Consider the following 16,434-nt stretch of genomic DNA (forward strand, 5'->3'; position numbering starts at 1 on the left):
ACGTACCTGCTCAGCGGGTGAGCGGGACGAAGCGGACCGGGGTGCCCGGGCGGGTCTGGGCGGCGGCGGGCAGGTCGGCGGCCGGGACGACGCCGATCACCGGGTAGCCGCCGGTGGTGGGATGGTCGGCGAGGAAGACCATCGGGCGGCCGTCCGGCGGGACCTGGACGGCGCCGAGCACCATGCCCTCGCTGGGGAGTTCGTCCGCCCGGGCGCGGGGGAGCGGTGGGCCCTCGGTGCGCAGGGCGATCCGGTTGCTGGCGGGCCCGACCAGGTAGCGGGAGCGGGCCAGCAGCGGGCGGGCCGCCGCCGCGAACCAGTCCAGGTGCGGTCCCGGTTGGAGCCGGAGCACCAGCTCGGCCGGGGGCGCGGGCAGCGGGACCAGATCCGCCCGGTCACTCGCGAAGGGCGGCCCGACCGGCAGCAGCTGACCCACCGTCAGCGGGGCCGGGCCGAGGCCGGAGAGCAGATCGGCGGAGCGGCTGCCCAGCACCGGCGGAACGGTCAGGCCGCCCGCCACCGCGAGATAGCCCCGGACCCCGTGGGTGGCCGGGCCGAGGTCGAGCACCGAACCGTCCGGTACGGCGACCGCCGCGCCCCAGGCGACCGGCCGCCCGTCCAGCCGGACCGCCGCCGGTCCGCCTGTGACGGCGACCAGCTGCGGGCCGACCGCACGCAGCGTCACCCCGCCGAGGGTGGTTTCCAGACCGGCCGTCCCGGCGGGGTTGCCGACCAGCCGGTTGGCGGCCCGCAGCGCGGGCTCGTCCAGCGCCCCGGCCCGGGGTACGCCGAGGTGGGCCACCCCGCGCCGTCCCAGGTCCTGAACCGTCGTCAGCGGCCCGGGCCGCACCACCAGCAGCCCGGTCACGCGGCCGCCACCGGCACGAACCGCACCCGCACGCCCGGCGCGAGCAGCGCGGCCGGCTCCCGATCGGTGTCCCAGAGCGCCACCGAGGTCCGCCCGAGCAGTTGCCAGCCGCCGGGCGAGGAGCGCGGGTAGACCCCGGTGTACGGGCCGGCCAGCGCGACCGACCCGGCCGGGACGGAGCTGCGCGGGGTGTCCCGCCGGGGCACCTCGTACGGGGCGGGCAGCCCGGTCAGGTAGCCGAAGCCGGGGGCGAAGCCGCAGAACGCGACCCGGTACTCGAAGGAGCTGTGCAGCCGGACGGCCTCCGCCGGGGAGCACCCCCAGAGCGCGGCGACCTCGGCCAGGTCCGCGCCGTCGTACACGGTGGGCAGCTCGATCAGCGGGCCGTCGGCGGGCGGGTGGGGCGGCAGCCGCCAGCCGGCCAGCCGCTGCCGGGTCAGCTCCGGGTCGGCCAGGCCGTCGAGCAGGACGGTACGGGCGGCGGGCACGATCTCGGTGATCGCCGGAAGCTCGTCCCGCCGGGCCAGCAGGGCGGCGTACAGCGCGGCGACGGTCTCGCCGTCGGGGGCCCGCACCAGCAGTGCGTCGGCGCCGACCTGGCGGAACGTCAGGTCCATCAGACGAAAGCCTCCACGCGAACCCCGGCGGAGGCCAGCGCGCCCCGGACCCGCCAGGCGAGCTGGGCCGCGCCGGGGGTGTCACCGTGCACGCAGAGGGAGCGGGCCTCGACCGCGACCGGCTCGCCGCCGACGGCGGTGACCAGGCCGTCCCGGGCGATGCCGACCGCGCGGGCGATCACCGACTCGGGGTCGTGCACCACGGCCTCCGGGTCGCGGCGGGGCACCAGGGTGCCCGCCCAGGTGTAAGCGCGGTCGGCGAACGCCTCGGTGACCACCGGGAGTCCGACCCCCTCGGCCACCGCGAGCAGCCGGGAGCCCGGCAGGCCGAGCACCGGCAGCGGGCCGTCGCAGACCGCACCGGCCCGGAGCACGCCCGCGACCACGGCCTCGGCCTGCTCGGAGTCGGTGACCACCTTGTTGTAGAGGGCGCCGTGCGGTTTGACGTAGGAGACCCGGGAGCCGGCCGCCCGGGCGAAGACCTGGAGGGCGCCGATCTGGTACGCGATCTCGTCGGCCAGTTCATCCGGCGGGACGTCCATCGGGCGGCGGCCGAAGCCGGCCAGGTCGCGGTAGGAGACCTGGGCGCCGATCCGGACGCCGCGTTCGGCGGCCAGCGCGCAGACCCGGCGCATGGTGGAGGGGTCGCCGGCGTGGAAGCCGCAGGCCACGTTGGCGCTGGTGACCACGGAGAGCAGGGCCTCGTCGTCGGTCAGGGTCCAGCGCCCGAACCCCTCACCGAGGTCCGCATTGAGATCGATCACCGATTCGGTCACGCCAACGCCCGCCTCCCGCACCCGGCATCCGCCGCCGTTCGCTGGGGGTGATCGTAGGGCCTGCGCGCGGGCGCGTGTGCACGTGACCCGAGCCCGGAGCGCGCACCGAACGGTGCGCGCTCCCTCACATGGCGGAACGTTTCCTCCCCGTTCACTGTTCCGGGCTGAGGACCGGTCAGGCCGCCAGCACCGGCGGAGCCTGACGCAGGGCCGCGGCCCACTCCAGTCGGCGGATGCCGCGGAGCACGATCAGCAGCGGGATCACCCCGACGACCCCGAACGACATGTCGACGAATCGCCACGCCAGCGGTATCCCGCGCAGCGGCCCGCAGATCAGCGCCAGCGGGATGATTGCGGCGCAGGCGGTCATCGCCCACCGGATCACCCAGACGTTGCGGACCGGGTCCCGGTACGGCCCCCAGAAGGCGATCGCGATCACCAGGTGGGCGAAGGCCAGCCAGTCGGTCCCGTACGCGAGGAAGGGGTAGCGGACGTTGGTCTCGGCCACCCCGTCCCGGACCCGCTCGGCCCAGGCGGCGGCCGCCGGGAAGTGCTCGGCGAGCGGCGAACCGTCGACCAGGCCGGCCAGCCAGCGGGTCTCGGTCTCCAGCGGAAAGGCCGTCAGGCCACTGAGCGCCAGGCAGACGATGAAGATCACGATCCACCGTCGGACCCGGCGCAGGGTGGCGGTTTCGGCGGCCTTCTGATCCTCGGTCATGTCGCAAACCCCCCATACGGGTAGTGCGGGTCGAGTTCACTGCCCCGACCTGCGCGGAGCTGACTCTAGAGGGATAACTGAACACGTTCAACTTGCTTCGGAAACGGGGACAACGGGGTCGTTTCGGACTCTGTCGGGGTGAACCTCTAACCTTGTCCACCGTGACCGCCATCGCAGACCGACCCACCGGGCAGCCGCTCCGCCCGCCCGCCCCCGGCACCGCCCGGCCCGCCCCGGGCCCGGCCGCCGACGAGGGGCTGGCCCGGCGGCTCAAGGCGCTGGCCTGCACCGCTCCGCTGCACGACCTGGAGAGCCGGAAGGTCAACCTGGCCGGCGAGTACACCTCGTACGCGATGGCCGAGATCGGGCTCGCCGTGATCGACCTGGTCACGCTCAACATGGACTTCGACACCGGGGCCGACCGCGACATAGTGCTCGGCCGCCTGCACCCCCGGGTCGCCGCGCAGAACCCGGGCCGCCCCGCCGCCGAGCACGAGCGGGTGGCCCGCTGGGTGCTCGAGTCGCTGATCAACGTCGGCAGCGTGGACCGCGGCTTCCGCGCCGTCTACGGCACCTTCGGCTCCGACGGCAGCTACGTCCGCCGGGACTACGACTTCAAGCTGATCGAGGAGGTGCCGGGCCCCGACGGCGGCGTCTACCTGCGCACCACCGACGAGGCGGTCAACGTCCTGGTCGGCGCCCTCGACACGGACGTGACGTCCGCTCAGATCGCCGCCGAGGTCAAGCTCGAGGTGCTGATCAGCCGGGGCCGGCTGGCCGACGCCCAGCTCGCCGCCGAGCAGGCCCGCTACCGCACCGTCCAGTACGCCGAGACGCTGCGCCGCGCGCTGGACGCCACCCGGCGCAACGTCCGCGCGGTGGACTGGATGCAGGCCGTCCCCGACCTGATCGACGAGGCGCTCGACCACATCGCCGACCGCTACCGGCACGAGAACGCGATCCTCACCAACATCCGCAAGGCCCGCGACGAGTCCGAGGACGCCGAGCAGAAGCGCCGCGCCGCCGAGCTGGTCGACATCGTCAAGGACTGCATCCGCCGCCACACCCAGCTGCAGACCCGCCTGCTCGAGGCCGGCCCGCTGTTCCGCGCCGAGCAGGACCGGCAGGCGTTCGCCGCCCCCACCGCGCGCAGCGGCATCGACCTGTACGGGCAGCTGCTCGCCCCGCTGCTGGAGCTGCCGGTCGACCAGGCCATCCGGCCCACCGACGCCTTCTTCGCCCGGGGCATCGGGCTGCGCACCCCGGTCTCGGTCCGGGTCGCCGACCTGGTCGACCTGCTGCTCACCCCGCCGGTCGAGCGCGAGCACCTCGGCGCCGAGCTGCCCGACCCCGACCTGGTCGCCACGCCCGACGACAGCCGCTTCACCGAAGCCCAGCTGGAATCCGCCCTGGAGCTGCTCGATCTCCCCCCGGACGCCCCCCGGCGCCTCTCCGGCCTGCTCGCCGAAGCCCGCACCCGGGACGCCGACCTGCCCTACCTGGTCGCCCTGCTCGCCGTGCACGCGGCCAGCCCCCCGGTCGGGACGGCGTACCGTCAGGGCGAGGAACGGCTGCTCTTCGCGGTGGACGACGGCACCCGCCTCGACGACCCGGAGTTCGGCGGCGCGGACCTGATCGTGGGCAGCGCGCTGCTCGACGCCGCCGGCATGGCAGCGGACCGCAAGGACGCATCGTGAAGTGGGTTCACCAGCGAGATCGGTGTACCCAGGGGCGCGGGGAACTGCGCGAAACGGGAGGCAACCCGTCCCGCACGTTCCGCCGGAGAGCACGTCGCACCATCCCGCCGTCGCGGAGTGGCCACCTGGAGACCTTCCGATTCGCGCAGTTCCCCGCGCCCCTGACTTGGCATCACCAATCCCGCAAAGAGGAGCCGACCCCGTGAGCACCGACACCTGGGAGCCCGAGGCCGAGCCGCAAGCCGCCCCGGCGGTAGCCGCCCTCACCCCCGCCGACGTGGCCGACGCCGCGCGCCTGGTCTCGTTCGGCCTGCAGGCCAAGCTGCTCCCCGCCCGCGACGCGGAGTACGCCGAGCTGATCCGCCGTCACCGCGAGGACCCGGCGTTCGCCCGGCTGGCCGACGCGGTGGCGACCGGCATGGGCCTGGTGGTGCTGGAGGTCTCGCCCCGCGCCGGCATGGCGGTGGCGGCCGACGAGGACTCGGTGTTCGCGGTCCGGATGGGCGACTACTCGCGCCGGGCCGCCGGTGAGACCACCGACCGCTTCCTGCACGGGCTGGCCCACCTCGCGGTGGCCGCGATGGCGTTCCCCCGCCCGGAGGACCTGGCCGACGACGGCTACCTCGGCCGGATCACGGTGAACGGCATCGACGCCTTCGTCCGGCAGGCCTGCCGCCGGCTGGAGGAGCGCGCCGAGGCGGCGGGCACCAACACCGACCCGACCAGCGACGCCCCCGGCTTGGAGGCGGCCTGGCGGGTCTGGGCCCGCCGCTCCGCCACCGGCGCCACCAAGGACGCGCGGCGCCTGTCGGGATCGACCATCGGCATCGTCTCCAAGGCGGTGCTCTTCCTGGTCGACTCCGGCTTCCTGCAGAAGACCTCGGACGACGCCGGCGGGACGTACCGCACCACCGCCCGCTACCAGCTCCAGGTCCGCGACCTGGCGGGCAGCGCCGCGATGGCCGAGCTGCTCGACCTGGGCGTCGTCCCGGTCAGCGACGGCACCGCCACCCTGCTGCCCGCCGACCACAGCGAGGAGCTGGTGGCCGACGCGGGCTTGCCCTTCCACTCGCTCTGACCCACCGACCCACCGTTCCTTCTGATCCGCCGTCAAGCTGGAGAACCGCCGCACATGTACGAGCTCAACCGGGTCCGCCTGTACTCGATCGGACCGGCCGGTGCGCGCTACGCCGACACGGTGCTCGACCTGCGCGGAGTCGGTGAGCCGGTGGCCGAGCCCCGGCCGCAGCAGATCGGCCTGTTCGGCGAGGAGCCGGAGGGCCCGCAGCGGCGCCCGGCCCCGGCCGGGGTGCTGTTCCTGGAGAACGGCGGCGGCAAGTCCGTCCTGCTCAAGCTGATCTTCTCGGTGATGCTGCCCGGCCACCGCAACACGCTGGGCGGCGCCAGTTCCGGCGTGCTGCGCAAGTTCCTGCTCGCCGACGACTGCGGTCACGTCGCGCTGGAGTGGCAGCACACCGTCACCGGCGAGCTGATCGTGGTCGGCAAAGTCAGCGAGTGGCGGGGCCGTCAGGTCTCGTCCGACCCGCGCAAGTTCGCCGAGACCTGGTACTCGTTCCGCCCCGGCGACGGGCTGACGCTGGACGCGCTGCCGGTGGCCGAGCGGATCAGCCTGGCCGGTGACCAGCGGGTCCGCGGCCGACGCCGCACCATGAAGGGCTTCCGGGACGCGCTGACCGAGGCGGGCAAGGCGTACCCCGCCCTGGAGCTGGTCTTCGAGGACGGCCACGACCGGTGGAACGAGCACCTCGCCGACCTCGGCCTCGACCCCGAACTCTTCCGCTACCAGCGCGAGATGAACGCCGACGAGGGCGAGGCGGCCGGTCTCTTCGCGGTCAAGCACGACGCCGACTTCACCGACCTGCTGCTGCGCGCCGTCACCGACACCCGGGACACCGACGGCCTGGCCGACCTGGTGCACGGCTTCGCCGCCAAGCTCGGCCGCAGGGCCGAGCTCACCGCCGAGCGGGACTTCACCGCCGGATCGGTCGACCTGCTCCAGCGGATCATCGACGCCACCACGGCGCGCGAGTCGGTCCGCGAGCTGCACCGCACCACCGAGCGCCGCACCCGCAGGCTCGCGCACGCCCTCGCCGCCCGCGGCAGCGGGGAGCGCGAGCGGGCGCACGACCTGGCGATCGAGGTGGCCGCCGCCGCGAGCGCCGTCACCGCCGCCGAGTCCGACCGCACCCGGCACTCGCTGATCACCGCCGAGCTGACCTACCGTCACGCCACCCTCGGCCTGGCCGCCGCCACCACCGAGGCCGCCGCGCTGCGCCGCGAGCTGACCGAGGCCCGTACGCTGCACGCCGCCTGGCAGGCCGCCGAGGCGGTGCTGCGCCAGCGCGCCGCCGCCGACCGGGTGGCCCGGGTCGCGGTCGCGATCCGGGAGGCCGAGCTGGACGCCGCCCCCGCGCTGGCCGCCCGGGCCCGCGCGGCCGGGGCGCTGGCCCGCGCGCTGGAGAGCGCCGCCGGGGCCGCCGAGCTGAGGGCGGATCAGGAGGAGCTGCGGGCCGGGGAGCTGCAGTCCGACGGCGCCGCCGCGCAGGCCGAGGCCACCGCCGCCGCGACGGCTGCCCAGAAGGCCCGCTCCGAGGCGGGCCACCTCGGCCAGCGGCTGGCCGAGGTGGAGCAGGAGACCAGGGCCGCCGTCGAGGCGGGCTGGATCGACGCGGACACCGACGAGCCGGACCCGGCCCGCGCCGCCCTGCACGCCGCCGACGCGGAGCAGGCCGCCACCGCCGCGCTGGAGCAGTCCAGGGCCGCCGCCGAGCAGGCCGCCGCCCGGGCCCGGGAGACCGCCGCACTCGAGGCGAAGGCCGAACTGGCCGCCGCCCGCGCCAGCGACGCGTACCAGAACGCCCACCGCGCGCTCTCCGCCGAGCAGCGCACCGCCGCCGCGCTGGCCGCCGAGCCCCGGCTCGCCGAACTGCTCGGCCTGGCGCCCCATCAGGGCGAGGACGAGGACGGCGCGCTCACCCCGGCCCTGCTGGACGCCAACGCCGAGGCGCTGCGCGAGCAGCTCGACACCGCCGTCGGCACCGCCGAGCGCACCCTCTTCGACCTGCGCACCGCCGCCGCCGACGACTCCCGGATCCTGGCCGCGCTCGGCGACGGCGGCCTGCTGCCGCCGGGCCCGGACGTGCTGGCCACCGTCGAGTTCCTGGGGGAGCACGGCATCCCCGCACTGCCCGGCTGGCGCTACCTGGCCCAGTCGGTCGACCCGGCCGACCACGAGGCGATCCTGGCCGCCCGGCCCGAGCTGGTCGACGGCGTGGTGGTGACGGACCCTCAGTCCCTCGACCGGGCCCGCGAAGCGCTCCAGGCCGCCGCCCTGCTGCCGCGCTCCACCGTGGCGGTCGGCACCGCAGCCGCGCTGATCGCGCCGATCGGGGCCGAGCCGCCGTTCTTCCTGGTGCCGCCGAACCCCGCGATGCACAACGAGGGCGCGGCCGACGACGAGCGCCGCCAGCTGCGCACCCGGGCCACCGCCCGGGAGGAGCACATCCGCGAGCTGGCCGCCCGGCTCGGCGGCGACCGCGCGCTGAACGCCCGGCTCGCCTCCTGGCACCAGCAGTGCCCGCCCGGCACGCTGGCCGAGCTCACCGAAGCCACCCTGGCCGCCGCCACCCAGGCCGAGACCGCCGCCGCCGAACTGGCCACCCTGCGCGCCGAGCACGCCGAGGCCGAGGCCGACCAGCTCGCCGCCGCCGCCGCGCACGAGGAGCGCCGGGAGGCCGCCCAGCGCACCCGCCGCCGGGCCGACGCACTGGCCGGTCTGGCCTTCCGGCTCCGCGAGCGCGGCAACTGGACCCGCCGGCAGCGCGAACTGACCGAGGACGCCGCCGAGTGCGACCGCCGCCAGGCGGTCTGCGCCGAGCGGGCCCGCACCTGCGACGAGGACCGCCGGGCCGCCCAGCGGGCCGCCGACGACGCCCGCCGCACCGCCCGTACGCTGCGCGCCGAGCGCTCCGAGCTGTCCGCCGTCGCCGAGACCGAGGAGCTCACGGAGGTCCCGGCCTCGCTGCCCGCGCTGCGCGAGGCGTACCGGGCCGCCGCCCAGCTGTACGAGAAGGTCGGCGTCGGCGCCGACCTGCGGGCCGAGCAGGCCAGGGCCGAGGGCGACGAGGCCGCCGCCGCCACCGAGCTGGACCGGCTCACCAACAAGGTCCGGGTCCGGGCCGAGGAGCTGCTGGCCAGCCCGGACGGCGCCGACGGCCCGGCCAGGCAGGCCGCCGCGACCCGCGCCGAGGAGCTGGTCGCCACCATCGAGGCCCGCTCCGCGACCGCGTCCGAGCAGCTCGGCCGGCTGCGCGGCGAGGCCGAGCGCTCCGCCCCCGCCAGCGGCGAGGAGCACACCGCGCTGCCCGAGGACCTGGTCCCGGCCGACCCCGAGCACGCCCAGCTGCTGCTGCGCACCGCCACCTCCCGGCTCGCCGAGCGGCGCGAGCTGGTGGAGAACGCCCGGACCGCCCACGCCGACCTGCAGCGCACCCTGGACGCCGCGCAGAGCGCCGCCGCCGACTTCGACGAGAGCGCGGCCCAGCTCCGCGACGGCCTGCGCGACCACCACCCGGAGGAGAACGAGCAGCCCGCCGAGCCCTACCTCGGCTCGCTCACCGAGGCCCGGAGCGCCGCCGCCGAGTCGCGCCGTACGCTGCGGACCGCCTCCACCGAGCTGACCGCCGCCGAACTCGCCGTCCGGGACGCCGCCGACGCCCTGGTCCGGCACGCCAACGCGGCCCGCTACGAGGCCGTCCGCACCCCCGCCCGGCAGCAGATCCGCGAGCTGCCCGCCGCCGCGCTGCCCGACCACGCGGCCGCCTGGGCCACCGCCTTCGCCCCCCGACTGCGGGTGCTCACCGACGAGTTGGCGCAGCTGGAGCGCAACCGGGGCTCGATCGTGGACCGGCTGCGCGGCCTGGTGGAGAGCTCGCTCGCCACCCTGCGCGCGGCCCAGCGGCTGTCCCGGCTGCCCGAGGGCCTGGGGGAGTGGTCCGGGCAGGAGTTCCTCCGGATCCGCTTCGAGGACCCGGACCACGCGCTGCTGGTCGAGCGGCTCGGCGAGGTGATCGACGAAGCCACCCGGTCCGCCGTGAAGAAGAACTCCGACCTGCGACGTGACGGCATGTCACTGCTGCTGCGCGGGGTGGCCGCCGCGATCGGCCCGAAGGGCGTCGCGGTGGAGATCCTCAAGCCCGACGCGGTGCTGCGGGCCGAGCGGGTGAGTGTCGGTCAGATGTCGGACGTGTTCTCCGGCGGCCAGCTGCTCACCGCCGCGATCGCGCTGTACTGCACGATGGCGGCCCTGCGGGCCAATGACCGGGGCCAGTCGCAGCTGCGGCACGCGGGGACGCTCTTCCTGGACAACCCGATCGGGCGAGCCAACGCGACGTACCTGCTGGAGCTCCAGCGGGCGGTGGCCGACGCGCTCGGCGTCCAGCTGATCTACACCACCGGGCTCTTCGACACCACGGCGCTGGCCGAGTTCCCGCTGGTGATCCGGCTGCGCAACGACGCCGACCTGCGGGCGGGCCTGAAGTACATCTCGGTCGAGGAGCACCTGCGCCCGGGCCTGCCCGCCCCGCAGGACCCGGACGGCCCGGCCATCCACGGCGAGATCACCGCCACCCGGATGTTCAAGCGCCCCGCCGACTGAGACCCTCCGGCGATTGGGGGGTGGGTGAAGGAGCGGCGTTGGGGTGCGTGCATCGGCGGCGCCGAGGAGGAAGTCCATGCGGAGCATCGGCGACCGACGAGAAGCCGGCGAGGTGCGTGCCCCGGCGTCGCGACGCCGCCCCCCAATCGCCGGAGGGTCTGAGCCGACGCTCGTGTGGCCCGGCCCGTCGGCCGGGCCGTGCGGGCGTTTGGTGCGATGCTTGACGTGTGTTCGAGGAAGAGCTCCGTGAGCAGTTGGACCAGGCCCGCCTCGCGCTGGCGGCGGCCCGCGAGGCGGGCGACGACGAGGGCGTCGAGGCCTACCAGGGCCGGATCACCGCCCTGATCAGGATCGCCGCCCACCACGGCATCGTCCTCCCGCACAGCAAGGACGAAGAGGTCGACTGACCGCGCCCTAAGGCCGGCCGGCCTCCGCGAGGTGCGCGGCGAGGATGCCGTCGAGCAGACCGGGGAAGAGCGTCCCCAGGTCCGCGGTGCGCAGGTGGCTCATCCGGGACGTGCCGCGGCGGCACTGGCGGATCACGCCGGCCTCGCGGAGCACCTTGAAGTGGTGCGTGGTGGTCGACTTGGTCACCGGCAGGTCGAACGCCTGGCAGGCCAACTCGCCCTGGTCGCGCGCGAGTTCGGCGGCGATCTGGAGTCGGATCGGATCGGCGAGGGCGTGCAGGACCGCCGCGAGCCTGATCTCGGCCAGGGCGGGTTCGGGGAGCTGGGTGTCGGCCACCCGTTCATAGTACGAGAAACATCGTAGTTTGACAGTCGCCGTACTACGAGAGTTATCGTACAAGCCTCTGATGCCCCCTGCCGAGGAGCCGACCGTGAGTGCCCTGTTCGAACCCATGACGCTTCGCTCGCTGACCGTGCCCAACCGGATCTGGCTGGCGCCGATGTGCATGTACTCGGCCGCGGCGGAGGGGCCCGAGACCGGTGTCGCGACCGACTTCCACCTCGCCCACCTGGGGGCCAGGGCGGCCGGCGGGGCCGGTCTGGTGATGGCCGAGGCCACCGCGGTCAGTTCCGAGGGCCGGATCTCCCCGTGGGACCTCGGGCTGTGGAACGACCGCCAGCAGCAGGAACTGGCCCGGATCGCCGCGCTGGTGAAGTCGCACGGCGCCGTCCCGGCGATCCAGCTCGCCCACGCCGGCCGCAAGGCGGCCACCGACCGGCCGTGGCTGGGTGGCAAGCCGCTGTCGATCGCGGCGGGCGGCTGGCAGCCGGTCGGCGCCTCCCCGGTGTCGTTCAGCGCGGAGCACCAGGTGCCGGACGAGCTGACGGTGGAGGAGATCCAGGGCGTGGTCCGAGCGTTCGCCGAGGCGGCCGGGCGGGCGCTGGCGGCCGGGTTCGAGGCGGTGGAGATCCACGGTGCGCATGGCTACCTGATCCACTCCTTCCTGTCACCGCACTCCAACCACCGCACCGACGCCTACGGCGGGGACTTCGCCGGGCGCAGCCGGTTCGCGCTGGAGGTGGTGGCGGCCGTCCGCGAGGTCTGGCCCGCCGAGCTGCCGGTGCTCTACCGCGCCTCCGCCACCGACTGGCTGGAGGGCGTGCCGAGCTGGACGGTGGAGGACACCGTCCGGCTCGCCAAGGAGCTGCACGCGGCCGGGGTGGACCTGCTGGACGCCTCCTCGGCCGGCATCGACCCGGACGCGAAGATCGCGGTCGCGCCCGGCTTCCAGGTGCCGTTCGCGGCCCGGATCCGCTCCGAGGCCGGGCTGCCCACCGGGGCGGTCGGGCTGATCACCGAGCCCGCCCAGGCCGAGCGGATCGTGGCGAGCGGCCAGGCCGACGTGGTCTCGCTCGGCCGCGAGCTGCTGCGCGACGCGTACTGGCCGCACCGCGCGGCGGCCGAGCTCGGTGCCGAGTCGCGCTGGCCGGTCCAGTACGGCTACACCCTGCGCAAGCGCGGCTGATCGACCGGCCCGGGCCCCGCTCGCCGCTCCCGACTGCCCGTCATCGGGTCGGCCGAGTTGGGCCCGCGCCGCCGCTGGGCGGCGATCTGACGCGAGATCAGGATCTCCAGCAGGCACCAGGCGGTGCCGAACACCCCGAGCGCGGTGGCCATCAGCGCCGGGGTGAGCAGCCAACTCCGCGCGTACGAGGCCAGCGTGGCCACGATCAGACTGATCAGCGTGCAGGAGAGGAACATCCACGCGCGCACGGCGGCGGCCCGCACCTCGTCCGGCAGACGGCGGCGACGGCGAGCAGCGGGCATCGGCATCCCCCGGGGTGTACGTGAGCAGAACGTCCGTACCCAGCCTGCCCGCTCCGCGTCCGCCCATTCAAGGCGGGGGTCAGCCCAGCGTCGCGTCCAGCTCCGCGAGCGCTCCCTGCACGATGGTGCGCATCGCCCGCTCGGCCTCCTCGGCCTGCCCGGTGCAGATGGCGTCGGCCACCTCGCGGTGCAACTTCACCGCGTACGGCTCCGGTTGATGCGGCATCAGCTGGTGCTCGGTGCGGCCGGTGAGCACCGCGCCGACGGTGTCGCCGAGGTGGGCGAACATCTCGTTGCCGGAGGCGCGCAGGACGGTGGCGTGAAAGGCGATGTCGTGCCGCAGGAAGGTGGTCAGGTCGGCGGCCCGGGCGGTGACCGTCAGCTCGACGGCCAGCGCGCCGAGTTCGCGGCGCTGGTCGTCGGTGGCGTGCACGGCGGCCAGCGCGGCGGCGGCCGGTTCGACCGCGACCCGGAGCGAGCCGAGCGAGCGCAGCTGGGCCGGACGGTCGGCGCCGGCCAGCCGCCAGCGGATCACCAGCGGGTCGAAGACGTCCCAGTCGGACTTGGGCTGCACGGTGATGCCGACCCGGCGGCGGGAGGCCACCATCCGCATCGACTCCAGGATCCGGATCGCCTCCCGGACCACGGTGCGGGACACCCCGTACTTCGCCTCCAGCTCCTCGCCGCGCAGCACCGCGCCCTCCGGGATCTCACCGGAGGCGATGGCCGGACCGAGGTCCGCGAGCAGTCGTCCTGGCAGGCCCTGGATCTCCATCCGATCATGATATCCAGGTACATATGTATGACGATTGTGTTTCGGCCTCTTGAATAAGTCATACCTTTGCGGCACTGTCGGTCGTGACCAGCCAGAACAGGAGCACCAGCCATGGGTCTCAGCGTCGAGAACCAGCCGCCCACCCTCGTGGTGATGGGCGTCTCGGGTGTCGGCAAGACCACCGTCGCCCGGCTGCTGGCCGAGCGGCTCGGCCTGCCGTACGCGGAGGCCGACGACTTCCACCCGCCCGCCAACATCGCCAAGATGGCGGCCGGCATCCCGCTGGACGACCAGGACCGGCAGCCGTGGCTGCACGCCCTGGCCGACTGGCTCGGCGGCCGGGTCGCCGCCGGGACCGGCGGAGTGGTGGCCTGTTCGGCGCTCAAACGCGGCTACCGGGACATCCTGCGCGGCCAGGCCCCGGCCACCCGCTTCCTGCACCTGACCGGGGATCAGACCCTGATCCGGGCCCGACTGGCCGAGCGCAGCGGACACTTCATGCCCGCCTCGCTGCTCGACTCCCAGTACGCCACCCTCGAACCGCTCCGGCCGGACGAGTCCGGCGTCGAACTCGACGTCACCCACACGCCGTCCGAGCTCGTCGACCTGGCCTGCAAGCTGCTCGGCCCCCACCACCCGCGCCCCGTCAACGGAGACCTCGCGTGACCACCCTGACCGCTGCCCTGCCCCACACCGACAGCGACGGTGTCCTGCTGCTCGCGGTGCTGCTCAGCATCGGCGTCATCGTGCTGCTGATCACCCGTCTGAAGCTGCACCCCTTCCTCGCCCTGACCCTCGGCTCCGGCGTGCTGGCCGCCGTCGCGGGCGCGCCGTTCGACAAGCTGCTCAGCAGCTTCGCGAGCGGCTTCGGATCGACCGTCAGCAGCGTCGGCCTGCTGATCGGCCTGGGCGCGATGCTCGGCAAGCTGCTCGCCGACTCCGGCGGCGCCGACATCGTCGCCGACACCGTGCTGCGTCGCTCCAGCAAGCGGATGCTGCCCTGGTCGATGGCGCTGATCGCCGCCGTGCTCGGGCTGCCGCTGTTCTTCGAGGTCGGTGTGGTGCTGCTGATCCCGATCGTGCTGCTGGTCGCCCGGCGCGGGAACATCCCGGTGATGCGCCTGGGCATCCCCGCCCTGGCCGGACTCTCCGTCCTGCACGGCCTGGTGCCCCCGCACCCCGGCCCGCTGGTCGCTGTCGACGCGCTGAAGGCCGACCTCGGCGTCACCCTGGCGCTCGGCCTGCTGATCGCCGTCCCCACCCTGATCGTCGCGGGCCCGCTGTTCGCCCGCTTCGCCGAACGCTGGGTCGGCCCGCTGGAGCTGCCCCCGGCCCCCGCCGCCACCGAGAAGCCCGACCGCACCCCGAGCTTCGCGGCCGTCCTGACCACCATCCTGCTTCCGGTGGTCCTGATGCTCGGCAAGGCACTCGCCGACGTGGTCATCGACGACCCCAAGGCCGGCCCGCAGCGGGTGCTGGACTTCATCGGCTCCCCGCTGATCGCGCTGCTCGCCGCCACCCTGCTGGCGATGTTCACCCTCGGCCGCGCGGCCGGCTTCACCAAGGCCCGGGTCTCCAGCACGATGGAGAAGTCGCTCGCCCCGATCGCGGGCATCGTCTTCATCGTCGGCGCGGGCGGTGGCTTCAAGCAGACCCTGATCGACGTCGGTGTCGGCAACGCGGTCAGTGAGTGGTCCGCCAAGTGGCACATCTCCGCCCTGCTGCTGGGCTGGCTGATCGCCGTCCTGATCCGCCTGGCCACCGGCTCCGCCACGGTCGCCACCATCACCGCCGCGGGCATCGTCGCCCCGCTGGCCGCCGGCCTCTCCACCACCCACGCCGCCCTGCTGGTGCTGGCCATCGGCGCCGGTTCGCTGTTCTTCTCGCACGTCAACGACGCGGGCTTCTGGCTGGTCAAGGAGTACTTCGGCATGACGGTCGGTCAGACCCTGAAGTCCTGGTCGGTGATGGAGACGGTCATCTCGGTCACCGCCATCGCCCTGATCCTCCCGCTCAGCCTGATCATCTAGCGCTGCACGGGTGGTAGGCGAGCTGCCGCTCGACCTGGGCCGCCGCGCAGTTGCCCAGCCCGTTGACGACCTTCCCGGCGGCAGAGCAGTTGACCACCCACAGAAGAGGACATCTGGACCATGGCCGACCGCATCCGCCCAACCCGGCACCGCGTGCTGACGGCGGTGACGCTGTGCGGTGTGCTCGCGGCGGTCGCGAGCGGATGCTCCGCGTCCGACGGCGAGGACGCCGCCGCGTCGGCCCGGTCCTCCGTCGCTCCGCCGACCGCTGCCGGACCGACTGCGGGCAGCGGGGACGGGGGCAAGGTGGTTCTGCCCGAGCAGAACATCTCCTTCGACTACCAGATCGGTGGTGCCTACCCGCCGCCGCCCGGTGTACGCGCGGTCTCCCGCGACCGTGCCGCGAAGCCCGCGCCCGGGCTGTACAACATCTGCTACGTCAACGCCTTCCAGGCCCAGGCGGACGCCACCGACTGGTGGCAGACCCACCACCCCGACTTGCTGCTCCGCGGCTCCGGTGGCGCACTGGTCGAGGACAAGGACTGGCACGAGGCCCTGCTCGACATCTCTACGGCTGCCAAGCGCGAACAGCTCGCCGGGATCGTGGGCGAGTGGATCGACGGCTGCGCCGCGGCCGGATTCCAGGCAGTCGAGGCCGACAACCTCGACTCCCACGAGCGGTCCGACGGGCTCCTGACCGCCGACCACGACCTGGCCTTCGGGAAACTGCTCGTCGACCGTGCTCATGCGGGCGGTCTGGCGATCGGTCAGAAGAACGCCGCGGGCCTGGCACGCAAGGGGCGCAGCCTGGGGTTCGACTTCGCGGTCGCCGAGGAGTGCGGCCAGTACGACGAATGCGACGCCTACGCCTACGCGTTCGACGACCGAGTCTTCGTCATCGAGTGCAAGGCCGACTGGCTCGCCGCCGCCTGCAAGTTGTGGGGCAAGCGGCTGTCGGTGGTCCTGCGCGACCGGAACGTCGTCCCGGCCGGGGACGGGGCCTACCGTCGCTGCGCCTGCTGAGCCGGTCCAACGGGCGGA

General features: G+C 74.3%; 15 protein-coding genes. 8 read left to right on the top strand and 7 right to left on the bottom strand.

The features are described from left to right. Window positions 1-10: 10 nt before the first annotated feature. The 4 genes from F4556_RS31710 to F4556_RS31725 form a co-directional block, all read right to left on the bottom strand. Window positions 11-868 carry a 5-oxoprolinase subunit C family protein gene (locus F4556_RS31710; protein ID WP_184922299.1) on the bottom strand — a complete coding sequence of 286 codons (858 nt, stop codon included), beginning with the start codon at window positions 866-868 and terminating at the stop codon, window positions 11-13. Beyond that, a complete protein-coding gene (locus tag F4556_RS31715; RefSeq protein ID WP_184922301.1) occupies window positions 865-1,485 on the bottom strand; it encodes a 5-oxoprolinase subunit B family protein in 621 nt (206 codons plus the stop codon). The genes F4556_RS31710 and F4556_RS31715 overlap by 4 nt, the downstream gene beginning before the upstream one ends. Continuing rightward, window positions 1,485-2,261: a LamB/YcsF family protein gene (locus F4556_RS31720; RefSeq protein ID WP_313068925.1), complete on the bottom strand. Its 777-nt coding sequence runs from the start codon at window positions 2,259-2,261 to the stop codon at window positions 1,485-1,487. Before F4556_RS31720 ends, F4556_RS31715 begins: the two co-directional genes overlap by 1 nt. A gap of 175 nt (window positions 2,262-2,436) precedes the next feature. Next, window positions 2,437-2,979 carry a hypothetical protein gene (locus tag F4556_RS31725; RefSeq protein ID WP_184922303.1) on the bottom strand — a complete coding sequence of 181 codons (543 nt, stop codon included), beginning with the start codon at window positions 2,977-2,979 and terminating at the stop codon, window positions 2,437-2,439. A gap of 161 nt (window positions 2,980-3,140) precedes the next feature. On the opposite strand from F4556_RS31725, the gene F4556_RS31730 reads away from it, so the two are divergent. From F4556_RS31730 to F4556_RS31745, 4 genes are all read left to right on the top strand, one after another. Further along, window positions 3,141-4,676: a hypothetical protein gene (locus tag F4556_RS31730; protein WP_376775758.1), complete on the top strand. Its 1,536-nt coding sequence runs from the start codon at window positions 3,141-3,143 to the stop codon at window positions 4,674-4,676. A 202-nt stretch (window positions 4,677-4,878) separates the two neighbouring features. Next, a complete protein-coding gene (locus F4556_RS31735; protein ID WP_184922305.1) occupies window positions 4,879-5,754 on the top strand; it encodes a hypothetical protein in 876 nt (291 codons plus the stop codon). Window positions 5,755-5,808: 54 nt separating this feature from the next. Further along, window positions 5,809-10,353: a hypothetical protein gene (locus F4556_RS31740; protein ID WP_184922307.1), complete on the top strand. Its 4,545-nt coding sequence runs from the start codon at window positions 5,809-5,811 to the stop codon at window positions 10,351-10,353. 227 nt (window positions 10,354-10,580) lie between these two features. Then, a complete protein-coding gene (locus F4556_RS31745) occupies window positions 10,581-10,760 on the top strand; it encodes a hypothetical protein (RefSeq protein ID WP_184922309.1) in 180 nt (59 codons plus the stop codon). 7 nt (window positions 10,761-10,767) lie between these two features. Here F4556_RS31745 and F4556_RS31750 read toward each other — a convergent pair whose 3' ends face one another. Next, window positions 10,768-11,097: an ArsR/SmtB family transcription factor gene (locus tag F4556_RS31750; RefSeq protein ID WP_313068926.1), complete on the bottom strand. Its 330-nt coding sequence runs from the start codon at window positions 11,095-11,097 to the stop codon at window positions 10,768-10,770. Window positions 11,098-11,191: 94 nt separating this feature from the next. On the opposite strand from F4556_RS31750, the gene F4556_RS31755 reads away from it, so the two are divergent. Continuing rightward, on the top strand, window positions 11,192-12,286 hold the full coding sequence (locus F4556_RS31755; protein ID WP_184922313.1) for an NADH:flavin oxidoreductase/NADH oxidase: 1,095 nt from the start codon (window positions 11,192-11,194) through the stop codon (window positions 12,284-12,286). Here F4556_RS31755 and F4556_RS31760 read toward each other — a convergent pair. Both F4556_RS31760 and F4556_RS31765 read right to left on the bottom strand, forming a co-directional pair. Beyond that, complete coding sequence (locus F4556_RS31760) at window positions 12,262-12,594, bottom strand: hypothetical protein (protein ID WP_184922315.1); 333 nt, start codon at window positions 12,592-12,594, stop codon at window positions 12,262-12,264. The two genes, F4556_RS31755 and F4556_RS31760, sit on opposite strands and share 25 nt — an antisense overlap. A gap of 73 nt (window positions 12,595-12,667) precedes the next feature. Beyond that, a complete protein-coding gene (locus F4556_RS31765) occupies window positions 12,668-13,363 on the bottom strand; it encodes a FadR/GntR family transcriptional regulator (RefSeq protein ID WP_184922317.1) in 696 nt (231 codons plus the stop codon). Window positions 13,364-13,474: 111 nt separating this feature from the next. On the opposite strand from F4556_RS31765, the gene F4556_RS31770 reads away from it, so the two are divergent. From F4556_RS31770 to F4556_RS31780, 3 genes are all read left to right on the top strand, one after another. Then, a complete protein-coding gene (locus F4556_RS31770) occupies window positions 13,475-14,029 on the top strand; it encodes a gluconokinase (protein WP_184922318.1) in 555 nt (184 codons plus the stop codon). Beyond that, a complete protein-coding gene (locus F4556_RS31775; RefSeq protein WP_184922320.1) occupies window positions 14,026-15,393 on the top strand; it encodes a GntT/GntP/DsdX family permease in 1,368 nt (455 codons plus the stop codon). The genes F4556_RS31770 and F4556_RS31775 overlap by 4 nt, the downstream gene beginning before the upstream one ends. A gap of 120 nt (window positions 15,394-15,513) precedes the next feature. After that, the gene (locus F4556_RS31780) at window positions 15,514-16,416 is read left to right on the top strand and encodes an endo alpha-1,4 polygalactosaminidase (protein ID WP_184922322.1); all 903 of its coding nucleotides are present in this window, start codon (window positions 15,514-15,516) and stop codon (window positions 16,414-16,416) included. The last annotated feature ends 18 nt before the right edge of the window (window positions 16,417-16,434 follow it).

The sequence above is a fragment of the Kitasatospora gansuensis genome (genome assembly GCF_014203705.1).
GTDB lineage: Bacteria > Actinomycetota > Actinomycetes > Streptomycetales > Streptomycetaceae > Kitasatospora > Kitasatospora gansuensis.

What these genes read in the sequence shown, in the direction of transcription:
- F4556_RS31780 (WP_184922322.1), top strand. Translation starts at nt 15,514, where the DNA reads ATGGCCGACCGCATCCGCCCAACCCGGCACCGCGTGCTGACGGCGGTG.
- F4556_RS31740 (WP_184922307.1), top strand. Translation starts at nt 5,809, where the DNA reads ATGTACGAGCTCAACCGGGTCCGCCTGTACTCGATCGGACCGGCCGGT.
- F4556_RS31760 (WP_184922315.1), bottom strand. Translation starts at nt 12,594, where the DNA reads ATGCCGATGCCCGCTGCTCGCCGTCGCCGCCGTCTGCCGGACGAGGTG.
- F4556_RS31725 (WP_184922303.1), bottom strand. Translation starts at nt 2,979, where the DNA reads ATGACCGAGGATCAGAAGGCCGCCGAAACCGCCACCCTGCGCCGGGTC.
- F4556_RS31715 (WP_184922301.1), bottom strand. Translation starts at nt 1,485, where the DNA reads ATGGACCTGACGTTCCGCCAGGTCGGCGCCGACGCACTGCTGGTGCGG.
- F4556_RS31770 (WP_184922318.1), top strand. Translation starts at nt 13,475, where the DNA reads ATGGGTCTCAGCGTCGAGAACCAGCCGCCCACCCTCGTGGTGATGGGC.
- F4556_RS31765 (WP_184922317.1), bottom strand. Translation starts at nt 13,363, where the DNA reads ATGGAGATCCAGGGCCTGCCAGGACGACTGCTCGCGGACCTCGGTCCG.